Raw genomic sequence first — 20,058 nt, forward strand, 5'->3', positions numbered from 1 at the left:
AAACAAGATACATACAATATATTCAATTTAATATGAGGTAAAAGGGAAGAGTTGCAACTCTTCCCTTTTTTTATGGTATCACCGGCAGATCTTCCGGAAGACGGTGCGTCCGGAGAAAACAGACGGTGTCTTTCGGTCCGGAAGACGGTGTATTCCAGCCAAAAGCAGTAAGCTTTCGCCCCCGAAGCCCGGCTCTTCCACTCGATAACATCAGGAGTAAATCAATTATCTCCTGATGTTATCAAGCATTACTCCTATTCTTTCCCGAAAAAGCGGTCCACTGTTAATATATACTAAATCTGCTCTTGACAAAAAGAAGCCAAGAACAGAGATGTTGTATCTTTGTTTCCTTGTAAACTAAATAAAGACTGAGGTTTTGAAATTATACGTTTTAATAATAGCGACCATTCTCTCTATAGGCACTGCCCGAACACAGAATATTGACAGCCTGCTGATGCAGCGGGAGGACACTACACAATTTATTCGAAGCGACTCCCTTGTCATGCAGTTCCTCGAGTACTCTAACATCCCTATCACTGACAACAATAAGGTGAAACTTATCAAAAGCGGGCGGGAGAAATTTGAAGACTTGTTCGAAGCCATCCGCGGAGCAAAGCATCACATTCATCTGGAATATTTCAATTTCCGTAACGACTCCATAGCCAATGCACTGTTCGACCTGCTCGGCGAAAAAGTGAAAGAGGGTGTCAAGGTACGGGCATTGTTCGATGCATTCGGTAACTGGTCGAACAACAAGCCGCTCAAAAAGAAGCATCTGAAAGCAATCCGGGAGAAAGGAATCGAAATCGTAAAATTCGATCCGTTCAAGTTCCCGTATATCAATCATGCAGCCCATCGTGACCATCGGAAGATTGCGGTCATCGACGGAAAAATAGGATATACGGGCGGAATGAATATTGCGGATTACTACATCAACGGACTGCCCAAGATAGGTACCTGGCGCGATATGCACATCCGGATCGAAGGTGACGCGGTGAATATTCTGCAAGAAATCTTCCTCGACATCTGGAACAAGACTACCAAACAAAACATCGTGGGCGAAGAATATTTCCCGAATCATCCGGAACGTGCAGACAGTTGCAACACAATCATCGCAATCGTAGACCGTACTCCCAAACGGAACTCCCGAATGCTGAGCCACACGTATGCCATGTCTATCTATGCCGCGCAACACGATGTACGCATCGTGAATCCATACTTCGTTCCGACTTCATCCATCCGCAAGGCCCTCAAAAGGGCACTGAACCGGGGAACGAAAGTAGAGATCATGATTTCTTCCAAATCGGATATCCCTTTCACACCGGATGCCTCGCTCTATGCCGTGCAGAAACTGATGAAAAAGGGGGCAAATATCTATCTGTACAACGGTGGATTCCACCACTCAAAGATCATGATGGTGGACGATCTGTTCTGCACCGTAGGTACAGCTAACCTGAACAGCCGGAGCCTGCGATACGATTATGAAACGAATGCCTTCATTTTCGACAAGAACATCACTCGGCAGTTGAATGACGTTTTTGAAGCCGACACCCTGCATTGCACCCGTCTGACTCCGGAAATGTGGAGACAAAAATCGGCCTGGAAGAAGTTTAAATGTTGGTTTGCGAACTTATTCACACCGTTCCTGTAAGTTATTCGGGCTGTTTTTGTAACTTTGGCAGGAATTTTTAGTAACTCAAAAAGTATAACCATCCATATGAAACAATATTTAGATCTGCTCAACCGGGTGTTGGCAGAAGGAACAGAAAAAGGTGACCGCACCGGAACGGGAACCATCAGTGTCTTCGGACACCAGATGCGTTTCGACCTGGACGAAGGCTTCCCTTGCCTCACTACCAAGAAACTTCATCTGAAATCGATCATTTACGAACTGTTGTGGTTCCTGAAAGGAGACACAAATGTGAAATATCTGCAGGACCACGGTGTACGCATCTGGAACGAATGGGCGGACGAGAAGGGCGACCTGGGACATATTTATGGTTATCAGTGGCGTTCGTGGCCCAACTATGACGGCGGATTCATCGACCAGATCAGTGAAGCGGTGGATGCCATCAAACACAATCCGGATTCACGCCGCATCATCGTCAGTGCCTGGAATGTCGGTGATCTGGATCACATGAACCTCCCTCCCTGCCACGCGTTCTTTCAGTTTTACGTAGCGAACGGACGATTGAGCCTGCAACTCTACCAGCGCAGCGCCGATATCTTCCTGGGTGTACCGTTCAACATAGCCTCCTATGCACTGCTGCTACAGATGATGGCGCAAGTCACCGGTTTGAAAGCGGGAGAGTTCATCCACACGCTGGGTGATGCACATATCTACCTGAATCATTTGGAACAGGTGAAACTGCAACTTAGCCGGGAGCCCCGTACACTGCCGCAGATGAAAATAAATCCGGATGTGAAAAGTATCTTCGACTTCCGGTTTGAGGATTTTGAATTAGTAAACTACGATCCGCACCCGCACATTGCAGGGAAAGTTGCGGTATAACATAACTCCACCGGACTATGAGCCTCAAATCCGCAACTAAGCTCTTCAGCGTCCTTCTTGCGTCTAAACGTCCTCTCATCACTGAATTAGCAGATAAATTGAGGCTGAAATACCCACTTCTGCCCACAATATCCCCTTGCCCCACTATGCGACTTGAGGCAATACGCAGTATCATACCCATAAGTTGTAGGCGTTATCCAAAATCAGTCTGAAAAATATCTGCGTAAGCATTATTACAGGTATAGATATTCAGCACATACCGCCTTGATGTTCTGATCCACTTGGCTGGTACAGAGACAAACCTGAAGACAAACGCTTTTATGCGACTTGTTGCATTGAGTCCGAACCTCTTTACGTCAAGTCTGTGGATAATGGCCTTGTAGAAATTACGGATAAGTGCCGTAAGAAGAAGGAACACAGTGTTCTCTGCCATGAAGGATTTGGGCAATCTGTCCCACCCGAAACCATTGTTCATATCATCGAAGATACGTTCCTTTCCTCCACGAAGGTTATAGAACTCGACAATTTCTCTTGTGGAAGATTCATAGTCGTTAGTCAGGATACAACGGTATGTGTATTCTCCTTCCCAAAGATCCAGCACACCGTCCATCCGTTTCTGTCTTTGAATCACAAGTCGGTATGCTTTACCCTTCCACTTCTCAACAAGAATAGAGTTCAATTCGAACTCAATGCCATTGATTTCCTCAGTCTTCCAGCCTCTAAGAGCAAAGATGTCATTGTAGAGCGAACTGCAGCGGTTTGCGCGGATATAGAAGGATTTGCTGTGTTTCTCTATTTCCTCCACGATTTCCTCGGAACATGATCCACAATCAGCTCTGAAACGATTGATTGTAAGTCCGTTCTGCTCAAATCTCTCAAAGAATCTCTTCAGCGTGTCCTTCTGATGAAAACGAACGTTGGTGTTACCATCGCTATTCTCAATGCCAACAATCAAGTCGTCAATAACCGCCACGCCAGGGCGATAACCAAGGAACTTCTTGTATGTAGGCTTTGCATCATACTTCTCAGTCTCTATGAACTGATGGTCGAAATCAACATCATACATCTCGCCCTCTTTCAGTTGGCCGGATGCAAACATACAATTGAGCAGTAAGGTATTGAGTGTGTCAGCCGTGTTGAAATCGTAGTTCTTACCCGTATCTGATGTGTATGAGATGTTTCCTTGCGTCAGTTCCTTTATCGCTCTGAGGATAGTATCAGAACTACAAGTACGAAGTGTCGGATGGAGCGAGAGATGGTTCATCAAATGAGTAGTGACATCCTCAATGCATGAGCCACCACAGAAGTAGATACTCATGAGGGAACGGACGATTTCACTGTACTGATAACCGAACGAGCTACACCTTAGACCGAGTGTCGAGTCGATTACAGATGACAATGTGGAGTCAAATTGCTCCATGATTGAAAATATTCCTCCAAAAGGAGTGAGCTTCTCGGATTTTATTTGTATTTTTGCCATGCCTGATGAGGTTTTGTTTGATTATTTTTTTGCAACACTAAGTTAAGTGAATCCTCTGACATGGCAAAATCCTGAGCAACTTTTTGTTGCTCAGGTACTTAAAAAAAATATTTTATAATAGTGTTGCGGAATTAAGGATGAGTAGAATTAGCATTATTGCCGCTGTAGACCACCGAATGGCCATAGGATTTCAAAACAAGCTTTTATTCTGGCTGCCCAACGACCTGAAACGTTTCAAGGCGCTGACCACAGGAAACACAATCATAATGGGACGAAAAACTTTCGAATCACTTCCTAAAGGAGCGTTACCCAATCGACGGAATGTGGTACTCTCTTCCAATCCGGCAACCGAATGTCCCGGAGCAGAGGCGTTCACTTCGCTGGAAGCCGCTTTGAAAAGCTGTCAGGAAGAAGAGAAAGTATACATCATCGGAGGAGCAAGTGTCTACCGCCAAGCCATGCCTTTGGCCGACGAACTGTGCCTGACCGAAGTTGATGACACAGCTCCGGAAGCAGATGCCTTTTTCCCGGCTGTAGATACAGCCATATGGCACGAAAAAAGCAGAGAAGTCCATCCTGCGGATGAGAAACATCTCTGCTCATATGCTTTCGTAGATTACGTTCGGGGATAAACTTAATCCTCGTCCGTTTCTACCATGATCGGCATTTGCCGCTTGATAGCTTCATGGAATGAAATAAGCGTCTCCGTACGAGCCAATCCCAACGGTTGAAGTTTATCATGGATCACACTCAGAAGGTGATGGTTGTTCCTTGCGTATATCTTGATAAACATATCGTATTTCCCGGTGGTGAAATGACATTCCACTACTTCCGGAATCGCTTCCAAAGCTTTGGTCACAGAATCGAACGACTCAGGATCTTTCAGATAAATCCCAATATAAGCACATGTCTCATATCCAATCTTCTCCGGGTCGATAACATACTCCGAACCTTTCAATATACCCAGATTAGTCAACTTCTGTATGCGTTGATGAATAGCCGCACCCGAAACGTTGCACGCTCTTGCCACTTCCAGAAACGGAATGCGGGCATTGTCGGCAATCAACTTCAGAATCTGCTCGTCTAAAGTATCTAATTGATGATGTCCCATTTTAAATCAATTTGTTTTAATATATCAATCACTAATGCAAAGTTAGTTATTTCCCCGGCAATAAATACTATAGTTTATTACTTTTATTTGTAAAAATAGAATAAATCGGCAATAGTTCGTACCTTTGTAAAAACAATAAATTCACACGATATGAAGCTAATATTGACCTTATTCACCTGTCTTTTCGTGACAGGATGTGCATACGCACAAAATTTTTCGGCCTACTTTACGAACAAAACACTGCGCGTCGATTATCTTTTCACCGGAAATGCGGAGAAGCAATCAATTTGTCTCGACGAACTTTCGGAACTGCCCACATGGGCGGGCAGACGGCATCATCTTGCAGAATTACCACTGGAAGGAAACGGGCAAATTGTCATGCGTGATGTGAAAAGCGGAAAAGTTATCTATACCACTTCGTTTTCCTCACTATTCCAGGAATGGCTGGAGACAGACGAAGCTAAAGAAGTAACCAAAGGATTTGAGAATACTTATCTCCTGCCCTACCCTGTAAAACCGGCGGAAGTAGAAATCACGCTGCGCAACAACAAACACGAAGTAAGCGCAAGCCTGAAACATATCGTCAAGCCCGATGATATCCTGATACATAAAAAAGGACTCACACACATCACCCCACACAAATATTTGCTGAAAAGCGGAAACGAAGAACAATGTATCGATGTGGCAATCCTGGCCGAAGGATATACCACAGCCGAAATGGAAACTTTCTATAAAGATGCAGCCGTGGCATGCGAAGCACTATTTTCGCACGAACCGTTCCAGTCTATGAAGAACCGTTTCAATATCATAGCCGTAGCCAGTCCTTCCGCAGACAGCGGAGTCAGTGCTCCGAAACAGGGAGCATGGAAACATACTGCCTTCGGTTCGCACTTCGATACTTTCTACTCTGACCGCTATCTGACTACCAGCCGTGTAAAAGCAATTAACGACGCATTGGCAGGCATTCCCTATGAACATATCATAATCCTCGCCAATACAGAGCAATATGGCGGAGGCGGCATCTACAATGCTTTCACATTAACCACCGCACATCACCCCAATTTCCGCCCGGTAGTGGTACACGAATTCGGACATAGTTTCGGTGGTCTGGCCGATGAATACTTCTATGACGAAGATGTGATGAACGGCCTCTATCCACTCAGTATCGAACCATGGGAACAAAACATAACCACACGTGTCAACTTCGCTTCCAAATGGGAAGATATGCTCACTAAAGACACCCCGGTTCCGACTCCGGTAGCAGATAAGGCCAAATACCCCACAGGTGTATACGAAGGAGGAGGTTACTCAGCTAAAGGTATCTATCGTCCGGCATTCGATTGCCGCATGCGCACAAATGAATATCCCACATTCTGTCCGGTTTGCCAGAGATCCATCAAACGAATCATAGAATTCTATACAGGTAAATAAGATCATCTCAAACCAACGAAAAGGAATACATTAACCACTGTACGAATTACACAGACTTCACAGGTCTTATCAAGATTATCGACTATTTCAATCTTTATATCTGCATGTGAGTCTGTGTAATCGCCCATACAGGAGTTACGATATCGCCACTAAATACATACAGGCAACCCATATAATTCCCGAGGGATATTAGTCCTATAAGAGCTGAAAGCGATAAGCCCGGGTATCTCATAAAAAAAGGCCGTCTGAAACAAATCAGACGGCCTTTTCTATGTATAGAATAACTTATTCGCGAGCTCTCGCAGAATAGTTAATTTTCAGTGCATAAGCTTGACGAAGAGCCTGTTTAATATCGGTAACGATACCCATTTTTGTATCCTGGTCAATTTTCAAAGACACAGTCATAAAGGGTTGGTCTTCCTCTTTCATACTTGAGCGCTCGTTAGTTACGTAAGCCTGAATTTCGTCAACTTCAGCATATGCGTCATTCAACTGGATACGGCTTTCAGACCCCAGTTTTTTACGAAACTCTGCTGTCGGTTTACCTACATAGATAAACGTAACCAAAGATTTCTTTTCAAGCTTTTCCAACTCAGTACCTTGCGGAATCTTAAACTCAACCTTCAAAGAAACTTCACGCATTGTTGTTACAATCATAAAGAAGAACAACAATGTAAAGATCAAGTCAGGTAGAGAAGAAGTATTCAGCGTAGGCATCCCGCGCTTACCTGTTTTATTAAATTTTCCCATTAATTATTCTTTTTAACTCCTTTAGGTTCAGCCTCAGAGATCTTCTGAGGAAAAATTTCACGAATAGCTTTCTGCTGGTCTTCATTCAACTCAGCATAATTCTTCTGCCACTTTTCCTGAGCCAATTCATCTCTTAACTCGTTGTAAGCAGCAACCAGCTCATTTTGAACATCAAAATAAGCCTGATAAGAAGATCCGCGGTCACTCTGCAAAGAAATTACATGATTCTCCGTAACCATGGTATTACCAAAGAAAGGCACATCTTTCGCATGTTTTTCCGGTAATTTTTCATCGTTATATGGATTGGCAATGAATTCTTTGGCTTTTTCCCTCAATTGCTTCACATCAACAACTTCGCCACCGCACATCAACTGATTCTGAAAGTTCAGAAAAATCTGCAGAACGTTACGATCCTTAACAACGATGTCATTGTCAACCTGATCCTTATCGGGAGGTGGAGGCAATTGTCTTGCCAAACCACGGTCAGTATCCATAGATGTCGTAATCAAGAAGAAGATAAGCAATAAGAATGCAATATCCGCTGTTGAACTTGAATTAATTTCAGGAACTTTTCTATTTCCTTTTGCCATTGTAGTTACTGTATTTTATTGAGTTTCCCCAATTAGTTATGATAATTTCTTTTTAATACTACTTCCGATGATAGCAACAACTGTTACCAACAACAAGAAATAAATACTGTAAAGGAACATATCAGTCAGTTTCAACCAGAAAGGAACATTGTCAGTTCCTTCATATCCCTGAATTGTCAGTGTTTCACCACTACCCATAGACCATGCTACAACCAATACAAGAACAAGAAGAATAAGTCCGAGCAATGATCTGATAGCACCCTTAGGATTGTCTTTCAAAGCAGAACCGAACTGGAAGATAGCAGCAACAACAGTTGCAACTACAGCAATGCCAAACAGACCGTACATCAGGTACAGCAAGGCATCTGTGTTTGCAGGATTATCCATGTCGTATACAAGCGGAGTTTCCATTTGTCCACCAAAATAGAAAAGACCCAATACGATCACGATAAGAGCAAACATCGCGTATAGTACGTAATACGATACTTTATATGTTAACTTACTCATCTCAGATTATTTTTTGTATTTCAAGTTATATTTGATTACCATGTCAAGCAAAGAGATAGAAGAGTCTTCCATTTCGCTTGTAAGAGCTTCAATTTTAGCAAGGATGTAGTTATAGAATACCTGAAGGATCAAAGCTACAACCAAACCGAAGATAGTAGTAATCAAGGCAACCTTCATACCACCAGCAACAACTGTCGGAGAGATATCACCCTGCTGTTGGATTTTATCGAATGCCATAACCATACCTACTACAGTACCCAAGAATCCCAATGACGGAGCCATCGCGATGAACAGTGTGATCCAAGAGCATCCTTTTTCAAGGTAACCAGCCTGAACGCCACCATAAGATACTACAGATTTCTCAACCACGTCGATGCCTTGGTCGATTCTCATCAAACCTTGATAATAGATAGAAGCAACAGGACCTCTCGTGTTACGAGCGATATCTTTAGCAGCTTCAACATCACCTTTTTCCAAAGCAGCTTCGATAGAAGACATAAATTTCTTTGTGTTGATTTCAGCCAAGCTCAAGTAAATGATACGTTCAATACAGAAAGCCAAACCAATAACCAATGCGATAGCAACCAAACTCATGAAAGATGCAGTACCTTCGATGAATTTTACTTTAATTTCTTTGTGGATACCACCTTCTTCTTCAGCACCAGCAAGAGGAGCAGAAGCTTCAGCAGCCTCAGCTACAGCGTCAGCAACCGGTTTGTCTGCTGCAGGAGCAGCTTGTTCGGTAGCAGCAGCATCCTGAGCCTGAACGAGTTGAGTTGAGCCAAATGTTAAGACTCCCATCACAGCAACAATTGCAAATAACTTTTTCATTGTGTGTCTAATTTTTAAGATTAATTAATTAAATTATTATTATTGTATTTACTTATCGTCTTTTGTTTAATATTTCCTGCGGAGAGAGCGGGATTCGAACCCGCGATACACTTTTGGCGTATACACGCTTTCCAGGCGTGCCTCTTCAACCACTCGAGCATCTCTCCAATTGGTGCTTTCCTCAAATCGGGTGCAAATTACAAAAAAAATGCGAACCACAAGCGTTTTCAGCTACAAATGTATTCTTTTTTTTCTTCTTCTGCAGCATTATCCTTCTTTTATCTTTAATAAATCCACTAAATTAATAAAATTTAAAATCTAACAGAGCTTATTTGAGTATTCCAAACACTTTCAATGCGCTGATAGCAGTCAATTCCGCAACTTTTTCGGGATCTTCCTTGTATATTTCGGCAACTTTTATTAATGTATCTTTCACATTCGCACTCTCATTCCTCTTCCCACGGTTAGGGACCGGCGTGAGGTAAGGAGAATCCGTTTCCAGCACAATGCGTTCCAACGGAATATGTTTAAGCGCTTCCGGCAGAGTTGACTTTTTGAAAGTGACCACACCATTTATGCCAATCTTAAACCCGGAGAACTCCATCATCCGGGCAGCTTCTTCGGACGTCCCGGTGAAACTATGAAAAATGCCGGTCAAGCCACTGCTTTTATAAGGCTGCAATACCTTATATATATAATCAAAAGCTTCACGGCAATGAATGACAATCGGCAACTGGTACTGAAGGGCCCACTGAACCTGTTTCTCAAAAACAATCAACTGTTCTTTCAACCAGGTTTTGTCCCAGTAAAGATCGATCCCGATCTCTCCTACGGCCACAAATCGTTCCGAAGTTGCCAGGTGATTAGCCACTATTTCAAGTTCTTTTTCATACGAATCGTTCACGGAAGTAGGATGCAACCCGATCATCGGGAAACAAAAGTCACGATAGGTATCACAAACCGACAACATAGGTTCGATTGTCGTACTGTCTATATTGGGCATAAAAATATGCGTAACACCGGCAGCACGGGCACGCTCCATTACCAAAGGCAAATCTTCGGCAAATTCTTCCAGAAAAAGATGGGAATGTGAATCGACAAGCATATTTTAAAGAATCTCTTTAGTTTGTTTTTCACCGGTCCGGTAATAATAAATCAGACCGTAATCACGACATTTCTCCAACCGTTTTTCATTAGGCAGTACCTCCTGGTATTTGGCCTCCACCTGATTCCAGATATCGAGAATCAACCGGTCAGCCTGCGCACGCATAGACGAAAGTTGTTCTAAGCTACGATTTGTGAGGAGTTGAAGGTTTTTCTGCTTCTCATAACCTTCCATGAATATATCATAATGTACTTTCACTTTGGCAATCGTCGGGTTATAGATAGGTATGCCTCCCCGGGAAGTACGTTGCCGCTCTCCTTCTATGATTTTCTGTCCCCACTCGGCTATAGAAGCCTCACTGTTCAAGTCGGGCACGCCGAAATTATCCATAGGCAAGCTGTACATATCTTTATGGGATTCTTTAATTTCGGCTCGAATCACTGCCAGGTTCAAAACTTGTATAAAGTGAGAAATATAAAGACGGGCCGCTTTTACATTGGCCTGATGCTTCTTACTGTTTCTGCTCTGTTCGCCATAACAGTGTACATAATAAGAATGCGCAGCCTCAAATTTAGCCAGAAACATACGTGCTTCCCCCAATGTCTTTAACGAAACGGCCAAATCATAGACATTACATACGTCCCCCTTTACGACCGCTGCTTTCAGCGCCCGTATCCTGGCTTGATCAGTATTTGGCAAACGTCTATAAGGCATCGTTATATTACATCTCGCGGTACATTAAATGCTTCATCAGCTTTTTCAGCTCACTTTTCCTATCTTCTATGACAGATACGGCCCCCAGACTGGTCATCGCACGAGTATAGTACTCACGCATCTTGTTTTCACAGACAGCTTTGATACCTATCTGATTGTACAACTCGGTTACAGCACCGATTTTTTCTTCGGCACAGAATGAAGTCGCATTCAACCAACGGTTCAGTTCATCCAACTGATTCCGGTCGGCCCGTTCCAATGCTTTAATCAACATATATGTTTTCTTATTGCATAAAATATCACCACCGATATTTTTACCAAACACGGCTGAATCGCCATATACATCCAGCAAATCATCCTGCAATTGGAAAGCAACCCCAATCTGCATGCCGAAATCATATAGATTTTCAGCATCTTCACGGGAAGCTCCTCCCAAAATAGCTCCGATTTTCAAACTGGCCGCCAATAGAACGGCAGTTTTTAAACGGATCATTTCCAGATATTCCTCTTCTTTCACATCATCGCGGGACTCAAACCCCATATCCATCTGCTGACCTTCGCAAATCTCAAGTGCTGTCAGGCTAAACAAGTCCATAACCTCTTTCAGATACTCTGAAGAACAACTTGCCATATACTGATAAGCCAGCACCATCATGGCATCTCCCGACAAAATTGCAGTATTGTCATTCCAGACTTTATGAACCGTTGTTTTTCCACGGCGCATATCGGCCCGATCCATCAAGTCGTCATGCAAAAGAGTATAATTATGATAAACTTCAATTGCCGTAGCAGGATCATAAACAGAAGTAACATCCTCCTTATAGAGATTGTATGCCATTAACATCAGAACAGGGCGAATGCGTTTTCCCCCCATGGAAAGTACGTATTTAACAGGGTCATACAAACCAACCGGTGTGCGTGTAAACCGGATATCTGAAATGTGAGAATTTATTTTATCAAGAAGCTGAAATGCTGTATACATAGTAATAAGTTATAAAAAGAGGATTGAATGAAAAGAGGCTGCTTGGACGGCAGCCTCTCTTCTTATACTATACAATGATTATTGCAGTCTGAATCGTACAGGTAATGTAAATCTACAACGAACTGGTTTACCTCTCTGCTTACCCGGCTTCCATTTAGGCATGGTTTTAACCACACGAAGAGCTTCTTTATCAAGATATGGGTCAACGCTCTTTACAACCCTAATGTCAGTAATACTACCATCACGTTCAACAACGAACTGAAGAACAACCTGTCCCTGGGTTCCGTTTTCCTGAGCAATGGTCGGATATTTGATATTCTTATACAGGAACTGCAAACAAGCAGGCATACCACCCGGAAACTCAGCAGCTTCTTCTACTACCTCAAAAATTTCCTGTTCCGACGGTTCTTCCTCTTTCACCTCAACCGGCACGTATTTTACTTCCACTTTCTGTCCGGTATCCTCTGTTGAAGCAATAGCTGTTTCTTCCACATCAGCCTGGTCATCAACAATCTTCAGGATTTCAGCCTGTTTCGGAACCTCAACAGGAGGTGGGGCCGGTTTTTCTTCCTGTTGTGTAATAGGAATCATTTCCTCTTCAAACTCAATTTGGGCTACCGCCTGGCTTGTATCGATCTTTATATCACGCTCCGTCCATTCGAACGCAACGAATATAAAGGCGAGCACCACAACGTAACCGATCAGCAGCCACTGGGTCTTCTTACCTTCGAGGTCTGCTTTGGGCGATTTTTTTACTTCCATAAAATTATTATATAAAAATTGGTGTTCTTCTGGTTTTTAAGCTGTTATTGCTTTTGTGCCACAAATATAACGCAGATATTTTAAAAATGCAGTATATTTGGCGAAAAAATTTAGATAAGACGTTAAAAAAGGGAATAAACCTGCTGCATAACATCATGAAAAAGATAACAATTGCAATTGATGGCTTTTCTTCTTGCGGGAAAAGTACCATGGCTAAAGATTTGGCTAAAGAAATCGGATACATTTATATCGACAGTGGAGCTATGTATCGTGCCGTTACACTATACAGTATAGAGAACGGCATCTTCAACGGAGATACGATTGATACCGAAAAACTGAAACAGCGTATCGACGATATCCACATCTCTTTCCGGATTGATCCGGAAACCGGTCGCCCGAATACTTACTTAAATGGAGTGAACGTAGAGAACAAAATCCGCACCATGGAAGTTTCTTCTAAAGTAAGTCCGATCAGTGCGCTCGGTTTTGTCCGCGAAGCCATGGTGGCCCAGCAACAAGAAATGGGCAAAGCCAAGGGCATTGTTATGGATGGCCGTGATATCGGTACAACTGTATTTCCGGATGCAGAATTAAAGATATTCGTAACCGCCTCACCGGAGATTCGTGCCCAGCGCCGTTATGACGAACTGAAAGCCAAAGGACAGGAGGCCAGTTTCGAAGAAATATTGGAGAACGTGAAACAACGTGACCATATAGACCAGACGCGTGAAGTGAGCCCGCTAAAGAAAGCCGACGATGCTTTACTATTAGACAACAGTCATCTCACCATTGCCGAGCAGAGGGAGTGGTTGACAGCCGAATATCAAAAAGCAATAAAAAAGTAAAAACGGAAGGGTGTAGCCATACGCCCCATAGGGTGTAGCCATCCTGAGGAAAGGGTGTAGCCATCCGGTCAGTATGGCTACACCCTTTTTTAATCACAGATTTTGTAATTATATGGTAAAAGTAGAAATAGATGAAGGTTCCGGTTTTTGTTTCGGAGTGGTCACAGCCATCCACAAAGCCGAGGAGGAACTCACAAAAGGGGTGACGCTCTATTGCCTGGGAGATATTGTACACAACAGCCGCGAAGTGGAGCGTCTGAAGGAAATGGGACTGATTACCATCAACCATGAGGAATTCAAGCAACTTCATAACGCCAAAGTACTTTTACGCGCCCATGGCGAACCGCCTGAGACCTATATCATCGCCAAAGAGAATAACATCGAGATCATTGATGCCACTTGTCCGGTAGTGCTCCGTTTGCAAAAACGGATCAAACAAGAATACATGCAGGAGGACTCTGATGAGAAACAAATCGTGATCTACGGTAAGAACGGACACGCAGAGGTCCTGGGATTGGTCGGACAAACAACCGGCAAAGCGATTGTGATAGAAAAACTCGATGAAGCCCGTCAGCTGGACTTCAGCAAAAGCATACGCTTATACTCACAGACTACCAAATCACTCGATGAGTTTTGGGAAATTGTGGAATACATCAAAGAACACATTTCGCCTGACGCGACTTTTGAATATTATGATACCATTTGCCGCCAGGTAGCCAACCGCATGCCCAACCTGCGAAAATTTGCCGCTTCACACGATCTGATCTTTTTTGTCAGTGGTAAAAAAAGTTCAAATGGCAAAATGTTATTCGAAGAGTGCAAAAAAGTCAACCCAAACTCACATTTGATAGACAGTGCTGAGGAAATCGATGATTCTTTGCTCCCCGGAGTCAATTCTATCGGCGTGTGCGGGGCTACATCCACTCCCAAATGGCTGATGGAAGAAATCTCCGAAGCCATAAAGGCACAGATTAAAAGACAATGAATTAACGTTATTTAATCATACAGGGCACTCCTTTTTGTTATCTTTGCAACGTCAATTAAAAAACAAGATTGTTATGGGAACAGTTAAGTGTGTTGGTATTTTAACTTCCGGTGGTGATGCACCGGGAATGAACGCTGCTATTCGTGCAGTGACACGTGCAGCAATCTATAACGGACTGCAAGTAAAAGGTATATATAGAGGATACAGAGGCTTGGTAACAGGGGAGATCAAAGAATTTAAAAGCCAGAATGTAAGTAACATCATTCAACTGGGAGGAACGATCCTGAAAACAGCACGTTGCAAAGAGTTTACAACTCCCGAAGGACGTAAAATGGCATACGATAACATGGTAAAAGAAGGAATTGACGCCCTTGTTGTAATTGGTGGTGACGGTTCGCTGACCGGAGCACGCATCTTTGCACAAGAATATGACGTTCCCTGTATCGGACTTCCGGGTACTATTGACAATGACCTTTTTGGCACAGATACCACTATCGGATATGACACGGCGCTGAATACCATTCTGGATGCAGTCGACAAGATCCGTGACACAGCTACTTCGCACGAGCGTTTGTTCTTTGTAGAAGTAATGGGACGCGACGCCGGTTTTCTGGCATTGAACGGTGCGATTGCCTCGGGAGCAGAAGCCGCCATCATTCCGGAATTCAGTACGGAAGTCGACCAACTGGAGGAATTTATAAAGAGCGGTTTCCGCAAATCAAAAAACAGCAGTATCGTACTGGTAGCCGAAAGTGAACTTACCGGAGGTGCCATGCATTATGCCGAACGTGTGAAAAACGAATATCCACAATATGATGTTCGCGTCACCATTCTGGGGCACTTGCAACGTGGTGGCAGCCCGACGGCACATGACCGTATTTTGGCCAGTCGTCTGGGTGCGGCAGCTATCGATGCTATCATGGAAGACCAACGTAATGTCATGATCGGCATAGAGCACGACGAAATTGTTTATGTTCCGTTCAGCAAAGCCATCAAAAACGATAAACCTGTCAAAAGAGATCTCGTCAATGTGTTGAGAGAACTGTCTATTTGATAACAGTATACAACAGAAAAAGACAGACGGTGGACGGTAAACATACAAAATGTTTATGGTTCACTGTTTATCATTTACGGTAAACCCCTTCTCTGACAAGATTCTTTCTGTTTCCTCCCATAATTGCACCCTTTGAACATGGTGAGTATATTTTTCGGAAAGAGGATGCAAATGATTATTCAAATTAAATGTCGCAGTCTGTTTCCCTGCTTCCACATCAAGTAATAGTCCGATTGCAGTAGAGGCTCCCTGAAGAGGTGTCCGTATAAAAGGGCGGAAGAAAATGTCGGTCAATGGATCGAACCATTGATGCATCCGGATGATATCGGTAGACACAATTCCTGGATCAGCAGCATTGACCGTTATTCCACGTACCCGAAGACGCTCTGCCAGTTCAAAAGTAAAAAGCAACAAAGCGAGTTTTGTATTACTATAAACAGGGATTCGCCAGAAATTTCCCCTTTTACCACGAAGAAAAAAATCGGGAAAATCCAGCTTACCAATTGCATAGGTACAAGACACCATATTGACAATACGTGTTCCCTGTCCCATCAACGGAAGCAAAAGCCGCGTCAACAGACAGGGACCTACATAGTTTACACTGACCGTACGCTCCAGCCCATCTTCTGTAATATGCAATCCGGTTTCCATCGTCCCGGCATTATTCATCAGCAAAGCTATGGAAGTGTTCCGCTGTAATACCCGGTTTGCAAAAGTTTTCACTGAAGCCAGTGATGCAAGATCTATCTCCCACACTTCCATATTCTTATTTCCTGTTTCCTTCGCCAACTCCCTGCATTTGGGTTCCGCCTTCGACAGCGAACAACAGGCCATGATTACTGCATAACCTTCACGAGCCACGGCACGGGTGATCTCCATCCCCATCCCACCATCGGCGCCGGTAATAATAGCAAGCTTACGTTCCATCATTTATTTTCCAAGTGTTCGATCTCTTTTTGCAAACAAAGAGGAAGTTCTTCTGCCAAATGCTTATGACAAGCCATCTCAATGGTATACATCCTTCCTATGCAATAATTACTGTGCCCACAATTACAGCGGGCCTTTTCTTCACGCCGCATCCGGTTGACAAACCCGGGTTCATTAAGCAAAGCACGTGCCATCTGTACAGCCTCGAACCCTTCATTCAGCACCTCATCTATTTTCTCACGGGACACCAGCCCGCCAACATAAATTAAAGGAATTTTAATCTCAGAGCGGAACTTTAAAGCATCTTCCAAGAAATAGGCTTCTTTAAAAGGAACAGTCGGTATCATCACCCGTCCCGCCAACTTAACACCATACTTCAACCACCAGCAATCCATATAGTGCGTCAACGTCCTGATAGGCATCGCCCCACGCATAACATACATAGGAGCTTTACTGACAAAACCTCCACTCAGAACCAATGCATGCCCCCCCAATGACTCAAGCCGTCTGGCCACTTCAAGGGTCTCCTCTATTTCCATGCCACCACGAAAGCCGTCACGCATATTCATCTTCACGAACACGGCTATATCACTGCCGGCCGCCTTCATCACCTCTTCCATTACCATCGTCATAAACCGCATCCGGTTCTCCAATGATCCTCCATATTCATCTTTCCGGCGGTTGGTGTAAGGTGAAAGAAACTGGCTGATCAGATACCCATGTCCTGCGTGAACTTCAACAGCATCAAAGCCGGCTTCACGAGCAAGACAGACTGCACGTCCGTAGGCTTTTGCCATTTCCGGCAATTCCTCCCGCCCCATCCCCCGTACCCATGTAGGCGAATAAATATTGAAGCCTGATGAAGCAGAAATAGGTGTAACTCCACAAATACTTTTATGAGACATGTTGCCACAATGCCCTATCTGTATACTGGCAGCGGCACCCTCCGCATGAATGGCATCGGTTAGCTCACGTAAGCCGGGAATGATTTCGGGACGAAGCCACAATTGCCTTGGAAATGATAATCCGCTACGGGTCACCGAAGCATAGGCAACCGTAGTCATCCCTACACCTCCGGCAGCAACGGAACGATGATAATCAAGCAACATCGGAGAAGGGGCGTTTCCCGGACACATACCTTCAAAAGCTGCCGAACGAATAGTACGGTTGCGCAATGTAAGCGGTCCGATAGTAATCGGTGTGAAAAGCTTAGAAGCAAGGTGTGTATTCATAAGTAATTTATTTTTTAATATAAGAAGGGAAAAATTCGTTTCTTATACTCGACCTGCGCCCCGAACTCTTCGTTATAACGATGCCAAATAGCATCTGCCCGTGGAACAAGGTTGGCAATAGTCCACCAAGCAAAGACACATCCCGGCAAAGACCAGGTCAAGACAGCCCAACCAATCCATTCAACAATCTCACCCAAATAGTTGGCAGAAGTCACGTAACGATACATTCCCCTTTGAGGAAGATAATGGCGGGTATCTCCGGGAGTACGCAGATTCCGGATGACTGAGTCGGAATGCCAGTTGATTAGCATCCCGCTGAAGAATAAAAGTGTTCCTATCCAAAAACAAGGTGACAGCAACCAGTCGGCCGTGTAGTATCCTGAAGGCGCAAGATAAAATATCCATTCACCCTGCATCAGTCCGTTGAGGATATTAAAGAGGACTCCCATCAAAAGAATGAGTATCGGCATCTTACTTTTTCCTTTCATCAAGAAGGGAAAAACAAAGGCCCGCTGGAAGTAATGCAACTGAAAGAAGAGAAAGAAAGTAAGTTCTACAGGAAAGAAACGACGGTCGGAATGCCACCACAACCAACTCATGACCAAAAAGACAGGGGCCTCCATAAGTATCCAGGCCAACTTATTGTTTACCGAGATACCCCAGGAACGGCTGCGGAACATACCGTATCCCGCCCTGATAAAATAAAGGGCTATGAAAACGACCAGAGCCACCAGACTCATTATCAAAAGAAGCAGATTAAAGCCTTCTATACTCATATCCAAGATTTTATACAATGGACAAAGTTAAAAGAAAAACTTTAAAGAGACAAATAGTTTACGGAAATAAAGTAAGGGTGCTGCAAAGTGATCTGCCACACCCTCAGACTTTTCTTTTATCTTTTTTTCAACGGCACATATTTTTCTTCTTCCAACACATTCTTGTAAGCCGGACGAATGATACGTTTGCCTTCAAAATTCAATTCTTCATTACGATGGGCACACCAACCGACAATACGTGCCATAGCAAACAAAGGAGTGTAGATTTCTTGTGGCAAGCCAATCATTTCGTATACAAAACCGGAATAAAAATCGACGTTGCTGGACACCGTTTTTCCATTATTCTTAATCTTACCGAATGTGGCAATGGCACGCTCTTCCAGAAGTTCAAGGAAAGCAAATTCGCGTTCACGCCCTTTCTCATGTGCCAGGTCACGTGCAAGTTCCTTCAGCAATACGGCACGAGGATCGGAAATGGTATACACGGCATGCCCGATACCATAGATCAATCCGGTCTTATTATAAACCTCTTTGTTCAGCATACGGGTAAAGTAAGTGTCAATCTCATCCACATTGGTCCAGTCCTGAATATTTTCCTGCAAATGATGGAACATGTCGGCCACCTGAATATTGGCACCTCCATGGAGCGGACCTTTCAACGAACCGATACCTGCGGCAATAGCCGAATATGTATCTGTACCGGTAGATGAAGTTACACGAACCGTAAAAGTAGAGTTGTTACCTCCTCCGTGTTCCGCCTGGAGCACCAGCAAAAGGTCAAGTGTACGCGCGTCCAGTTCGGTATAATCCCGTTTCAGCATATAAAGGAAATTCTCGGCAATCGACAAATTCTCCTGCGGATGACGGATGTGTAACGAACGGCCGAAAGTGGCATGACGCAACATATTGAAGGCATAAGCGATGATTGTGGGGAACTTTGAGATCAGATCAATGCTCTGACGCATCAGGTTATCACGTGAAGTGTCATCCGGATTGGAATCAAAACGATACATTTCAAGTACACTGCGAGCCAGAATGTTCATAATATTGTTCCCCTCAAGTTCAATGATATTCATCTTGGTTTTTTGTTCCAAAGGCATATTATCATTGATTAGTTCCCTAAACGAAGCCAGTTCTTCTTTATCGGGCAAACTGCCGGATAACAATAAATAAGCAACTTCTTCAAATCCAAAACGTTTTTCTTTCAGAATGGCATGTGCCAAGTCTTCCAGATCATATCCCCGATAGAACAGCTTTCCGGGAATAGGCTTCAATCCCCCTCCGGGAATTCGCTCATAACCTACGACATTACCAATCTTAGTCAATCCGACTAACACACCTGTACCGTCTTCGTTACGAAGCCCCCGTTTTACGTCAAACTTCGGAAATAAATCGGTGTCAATCCGGGTACAATCTTTCATTGCCTCGGAAAGTTTATAAATCAAATATTCTTTTTTCATGTCC

21 protein-coding genes and 1 tRNA gene are annotated in these 20,058 nt (G+C 43.8%); 7 read left to right on the forward strand and 15 right to left on the reverse strand.

Features of this window, described 5'->3' with window-relative positions; translation table 11 throughout:
• The first annotated feature begins 376 nt into the window (after positions 1-376).
• Entirely contained in the window at positions 377-1,651 is a 1,275-nt protein-coding gene (gene cls, locus DBK98_RS22390) for a cardiolipin synthase (protein ID WP_005808280.1), read from the forward strand.
• Positions 1,652-1,717: 66 nt separating this feature from the next.
• The gene (locus DBK98_RS22395) at positions 1,718-2,512 is read left to right on the forward strand and encodes a thymidylate synthase (protein WP_005781248.1); all 795 of its coding nucleotides are present in this window, start codon (positions 1,718-1,720) and stop codon (positions 2,510-2,512) included.
• A 193-nt stretch (positions 2,513-2,705) separates the two neighbouring features.
• Here DBK98_RS22395 and DBK98_RS22400 read toward each other — a convergent pair whose 3' ends face one another.
• Entirely contained in the window at positions 2,706-3,992 is a 1,287-nt protein-coding gene (locus DBK98_RS22400) for an IS1380-like element IS613 family transposase (protein WP_005805709.1), read from the reverse strand.
• 137 nt (positions 3,993-4,129) lie between these two features.
• Here DBK98_RS22400 and DBK98_RS22405 point away from each other — a divergent pair, with 137 nt between their 5' ends.
• A complete protein-coding gene (locus DBK98_RS22405; protein ID WP_032536833.1) occupies positions 4,130-4,624 on the forward strand; it encodes a dihydrofolate reductase in 495 nt (164 codons plus the stop codon).
• Positions 4,625-4,626: 2 nt separating this feature from the next.
• Here the strand turns inward: DBK98_RS22405 and DBK98_RS22410 are convergent, their stop codons facing one another.
• Positions 4,627-5,103 carry an Lrp/AsnC family transcriptional regulator gene (locus DBK98_RS22410; protein ID WP_005781250.1) on the reverse strand — a complete coding sequence of 159 codons (477 nt, stop codon included), beginning with the start codon at positions 5,101-5,103 and terminating at the stop codon, positions 4,627-4,629.
• Positions 5,104-5,253: 150 nt separating this feature from the next.
• On the opposite strand from DBK98_RS22410, the gene DBK98_RS22415 reads away from it, so the two are divergent.
• On the forward strand, positions 5,254-6,534 hold the full coding sequence (locus tag DBK98_RS22415; protein WP_032536832.1) for an IgA Peptidase M64: 1,281 nt from the start codon (positions 5,254-5,256) through the stop codon (positions 6,532-6,534).
• 285 nt (positions 6,535-6,819) lie between these two features.
• Here the strand turns inward: DBK98_RS22415 and DBK98_RS22420 are convergent, their stop codons facing one another.
• The 9 genes from DBK98_RS22420 to DBK98_RS22460 all read right to left on the reverse strand — a co-directional run bounded on the left by DBK98_RS22420 (position 6,820) and on the right by DBK98_RS22460 (position 12,775).
• On the reverse strand, positions 6,820-7,284 hold the full coding sequence (locus DBK98_RS22420) for a biopolymer transporter ExbD (protein ID WP_005781259.1): 465 nt from the start codon (positions 7,282-7,284) through the stop codon (positions 6,820-6,822).
• Positions 7,284-7,874 carry a biopolymer transporter ExbD gene (locus tag DBK98_RS22425; RefSeq protein WP_005781261.1) on the reverse strand — a complete coding sequence of 197 codons (591 nt, stop codon included), beginning with the start codon at positions 7,872-7,874 and terminating at the stop codon, positions 7,284-7,286. The genes DBK98_RS22420 and DBK98_RS22425 overlap by 1 nt, the downstream gene beginning before the upstream one ends.
• A 36-nt stretch (positions 7,875-7,910) precedes the next feature.
• On the reverse strand, positions 7,911-8,381 hold the full coding sequence (locus DBK98_RS22430; protein ID WP_005781263.1) for a hypothetical protein: 471 nt from the start codon (positions 8,379-8,381) through the stop codon (positions 7,911-7,913).
• Positions 8,382-8,387: 6 nt separating this feature from the next.
• Positions 8,388-9,212, reverse strand: coding sequence for a MotA/TolQ/ExbB proton channel family protein (locus DBK98_RS22435; RefSeq protein WP_005808294.1), 825 nt, complete (start codon positions 9,210-9,212; stop codon positions 8,388-8,390).
• Between the two features lie 79 nt (positions 9,213-9,291).
• Positions 9,292-9,379, reverse strand: a tRNA-Ser gene (locus DBK98_RS22440).
• Positions 9,380-9,540: 161 nt separating this feature from the next.
• Positions 9,541-10,317: a TatD family hydrolase gene (locus DBK98_RS22445; RefSeq protein WP_005781265.1), complete on the reverse strand. Its 777-nt coding sequence runs from the start codon at positions 10,315-10,317 to the stop codon at positions 9,541-9,543.
• A gap of 3 nt (positions 10,318-10,320) precedes the next feature.
• A complete protein-coding gene (locus DBK98_RS22450) occupies positions 10,321-11,031 on the reverse strand; it encodes a hypothetical protein (protein ID WP_005808297.1) in 711 nt (236 codons plus the stop codon).
• 7 nt (positions 11,032-11,038) lie between these two features.
• Positions 11,039-12,013: a polyprenyl synthetase family protein gene (locus DBK98_RS22455; protein ID WP_005808299.1), complete on the reverse strand. Its 975-nt coding sequence runs from the start codon at positions 12,011-12,013 to the stop codon at positions 11,039-11,041.
• Positions 12,014-12,091: 78 nt separating this feature from the next.
• Positions 12,092-12,775 (reverse strand): energy transducer TonB, encoded by a 684-nt coding sequence (locus DBK98_RS22460; RefSeq protein ID WP_005781269.1) that lies wholly within the window; start codon positions 12,773-12,775, stop codon positions 12,092-12,094.
• 155 nt (positions 12,776-12,930) lie between these two features.
• Here DBK98_RS22460 and cmk point away from each other — a divergent pair, with 155 nt between their 5' ends.
• The 3 genes from cmk (at position 12,931) to pfkA (ending at position 15,659) form a co-directional block, all read left to right on the forward strand.
• The gene (cmk, locus tag DBK98_RS22465) at positions 12,931-13,620 is read left to right on the forward strand and encodes a (d)CMP kinase (protein ID WP_032536839.1); all 690 of its coding nucleotides are present in this window, start codon (positions 12,931-12,933) and stop codon (positions 13,618-13,620) included.
• 112 nt (positions 13,621-13,732) lie between these two features.
• Positions 13,733-14,605: a 4-hydroxy-3-methylbut-2-enyl diphosphate reductase gene (locus tag DBK98_RS22470; RefSeq protein WP_005808303.1), complete on the forward strand. Its 873-nt coding sequence runs from the start codon at positions 13,733-13,735 to the stop codon at positions 14,603-14,605.
• 73 nt (positions 14,606-14,678) lie between these two features.
• Positions 14,679-15,659, forward strand: a complete 981-nt coding sequence (pfkA, locus tag DBK98_RS22475; protein WP_005781272.1) for a 6-phosphofructokinase — start codon at positions 14,679-14,681, stop codon at positions 15,657-15,659.
• 60 nt (positions 15,660-15,719) lie between these two features.
• On the opposite strand, the gene DBK98_RS22480 is transcribed toward pfkA, so the two are convergent.
• The 4 genes from DBK98_RS22480 to DBK98_RS22495 form a co-directional block, all read right to left on the reverse strand.
• Entirely contained in the window at positions 15,720-16,586 is an 867-nt protein-coding gene (locus DBK98_RS22480; protein WP_032536838.1) for an SDR family NAD(P)-dependent oxidoreductase, read from the reverse strand.
• Positions 16,586-17,818: an NADH:flavin oxidoreductase gene (locus tag DBK98_RS22485; RefSeq protein ID WP_032536831.1), complete on the reverse strand. Its 1,233-nt coding sequence runs from the start codon at positions 17,816-17,818 to the stop codon at positions 16,586-16,588. The genes DBK98_RS22480 and DBK98_RS22485 overlap by 1 nt, the downstream gene beginning before the upstream one ends.
• Before the next feature lie 14 nt (positions 17,819-17,832).
• On the reverse strand, positions 17,833-18,594 hold the full coding sequence (locus DBK98_RS22490; protein WP_032536830.1) for a DUF1295 domain-containing protein: 762 nt from the start codon (positions 18,592-18,594) through the stop codon (positions 17,833-17,835).
• Positions 18,595-18,710: 116 nt separating this feature from the next.
• Complete coding sequence (locus DBK98_RS22495) at positions 18,711-20,054, reverse strand: citrate/2-methylcitrate synthase (protein WP_005781276.1); 1,344 nt, start codon at positions 20,052-20,054, stop codon at positions 18,711-18,713.
• Between the last annotated feature and the right edge of the window lie 4 nt (positions 20,055-20,058).

It is taken from the genome of Bacteroides sp. PHL 2737, assembly GCF_004115325.2.
GTDB lineage: Bacteria > Bacteroidota > Bacteroidia > Bacteroidales > Bacteroidaceae > Bacteroides > Bacteroides hominis.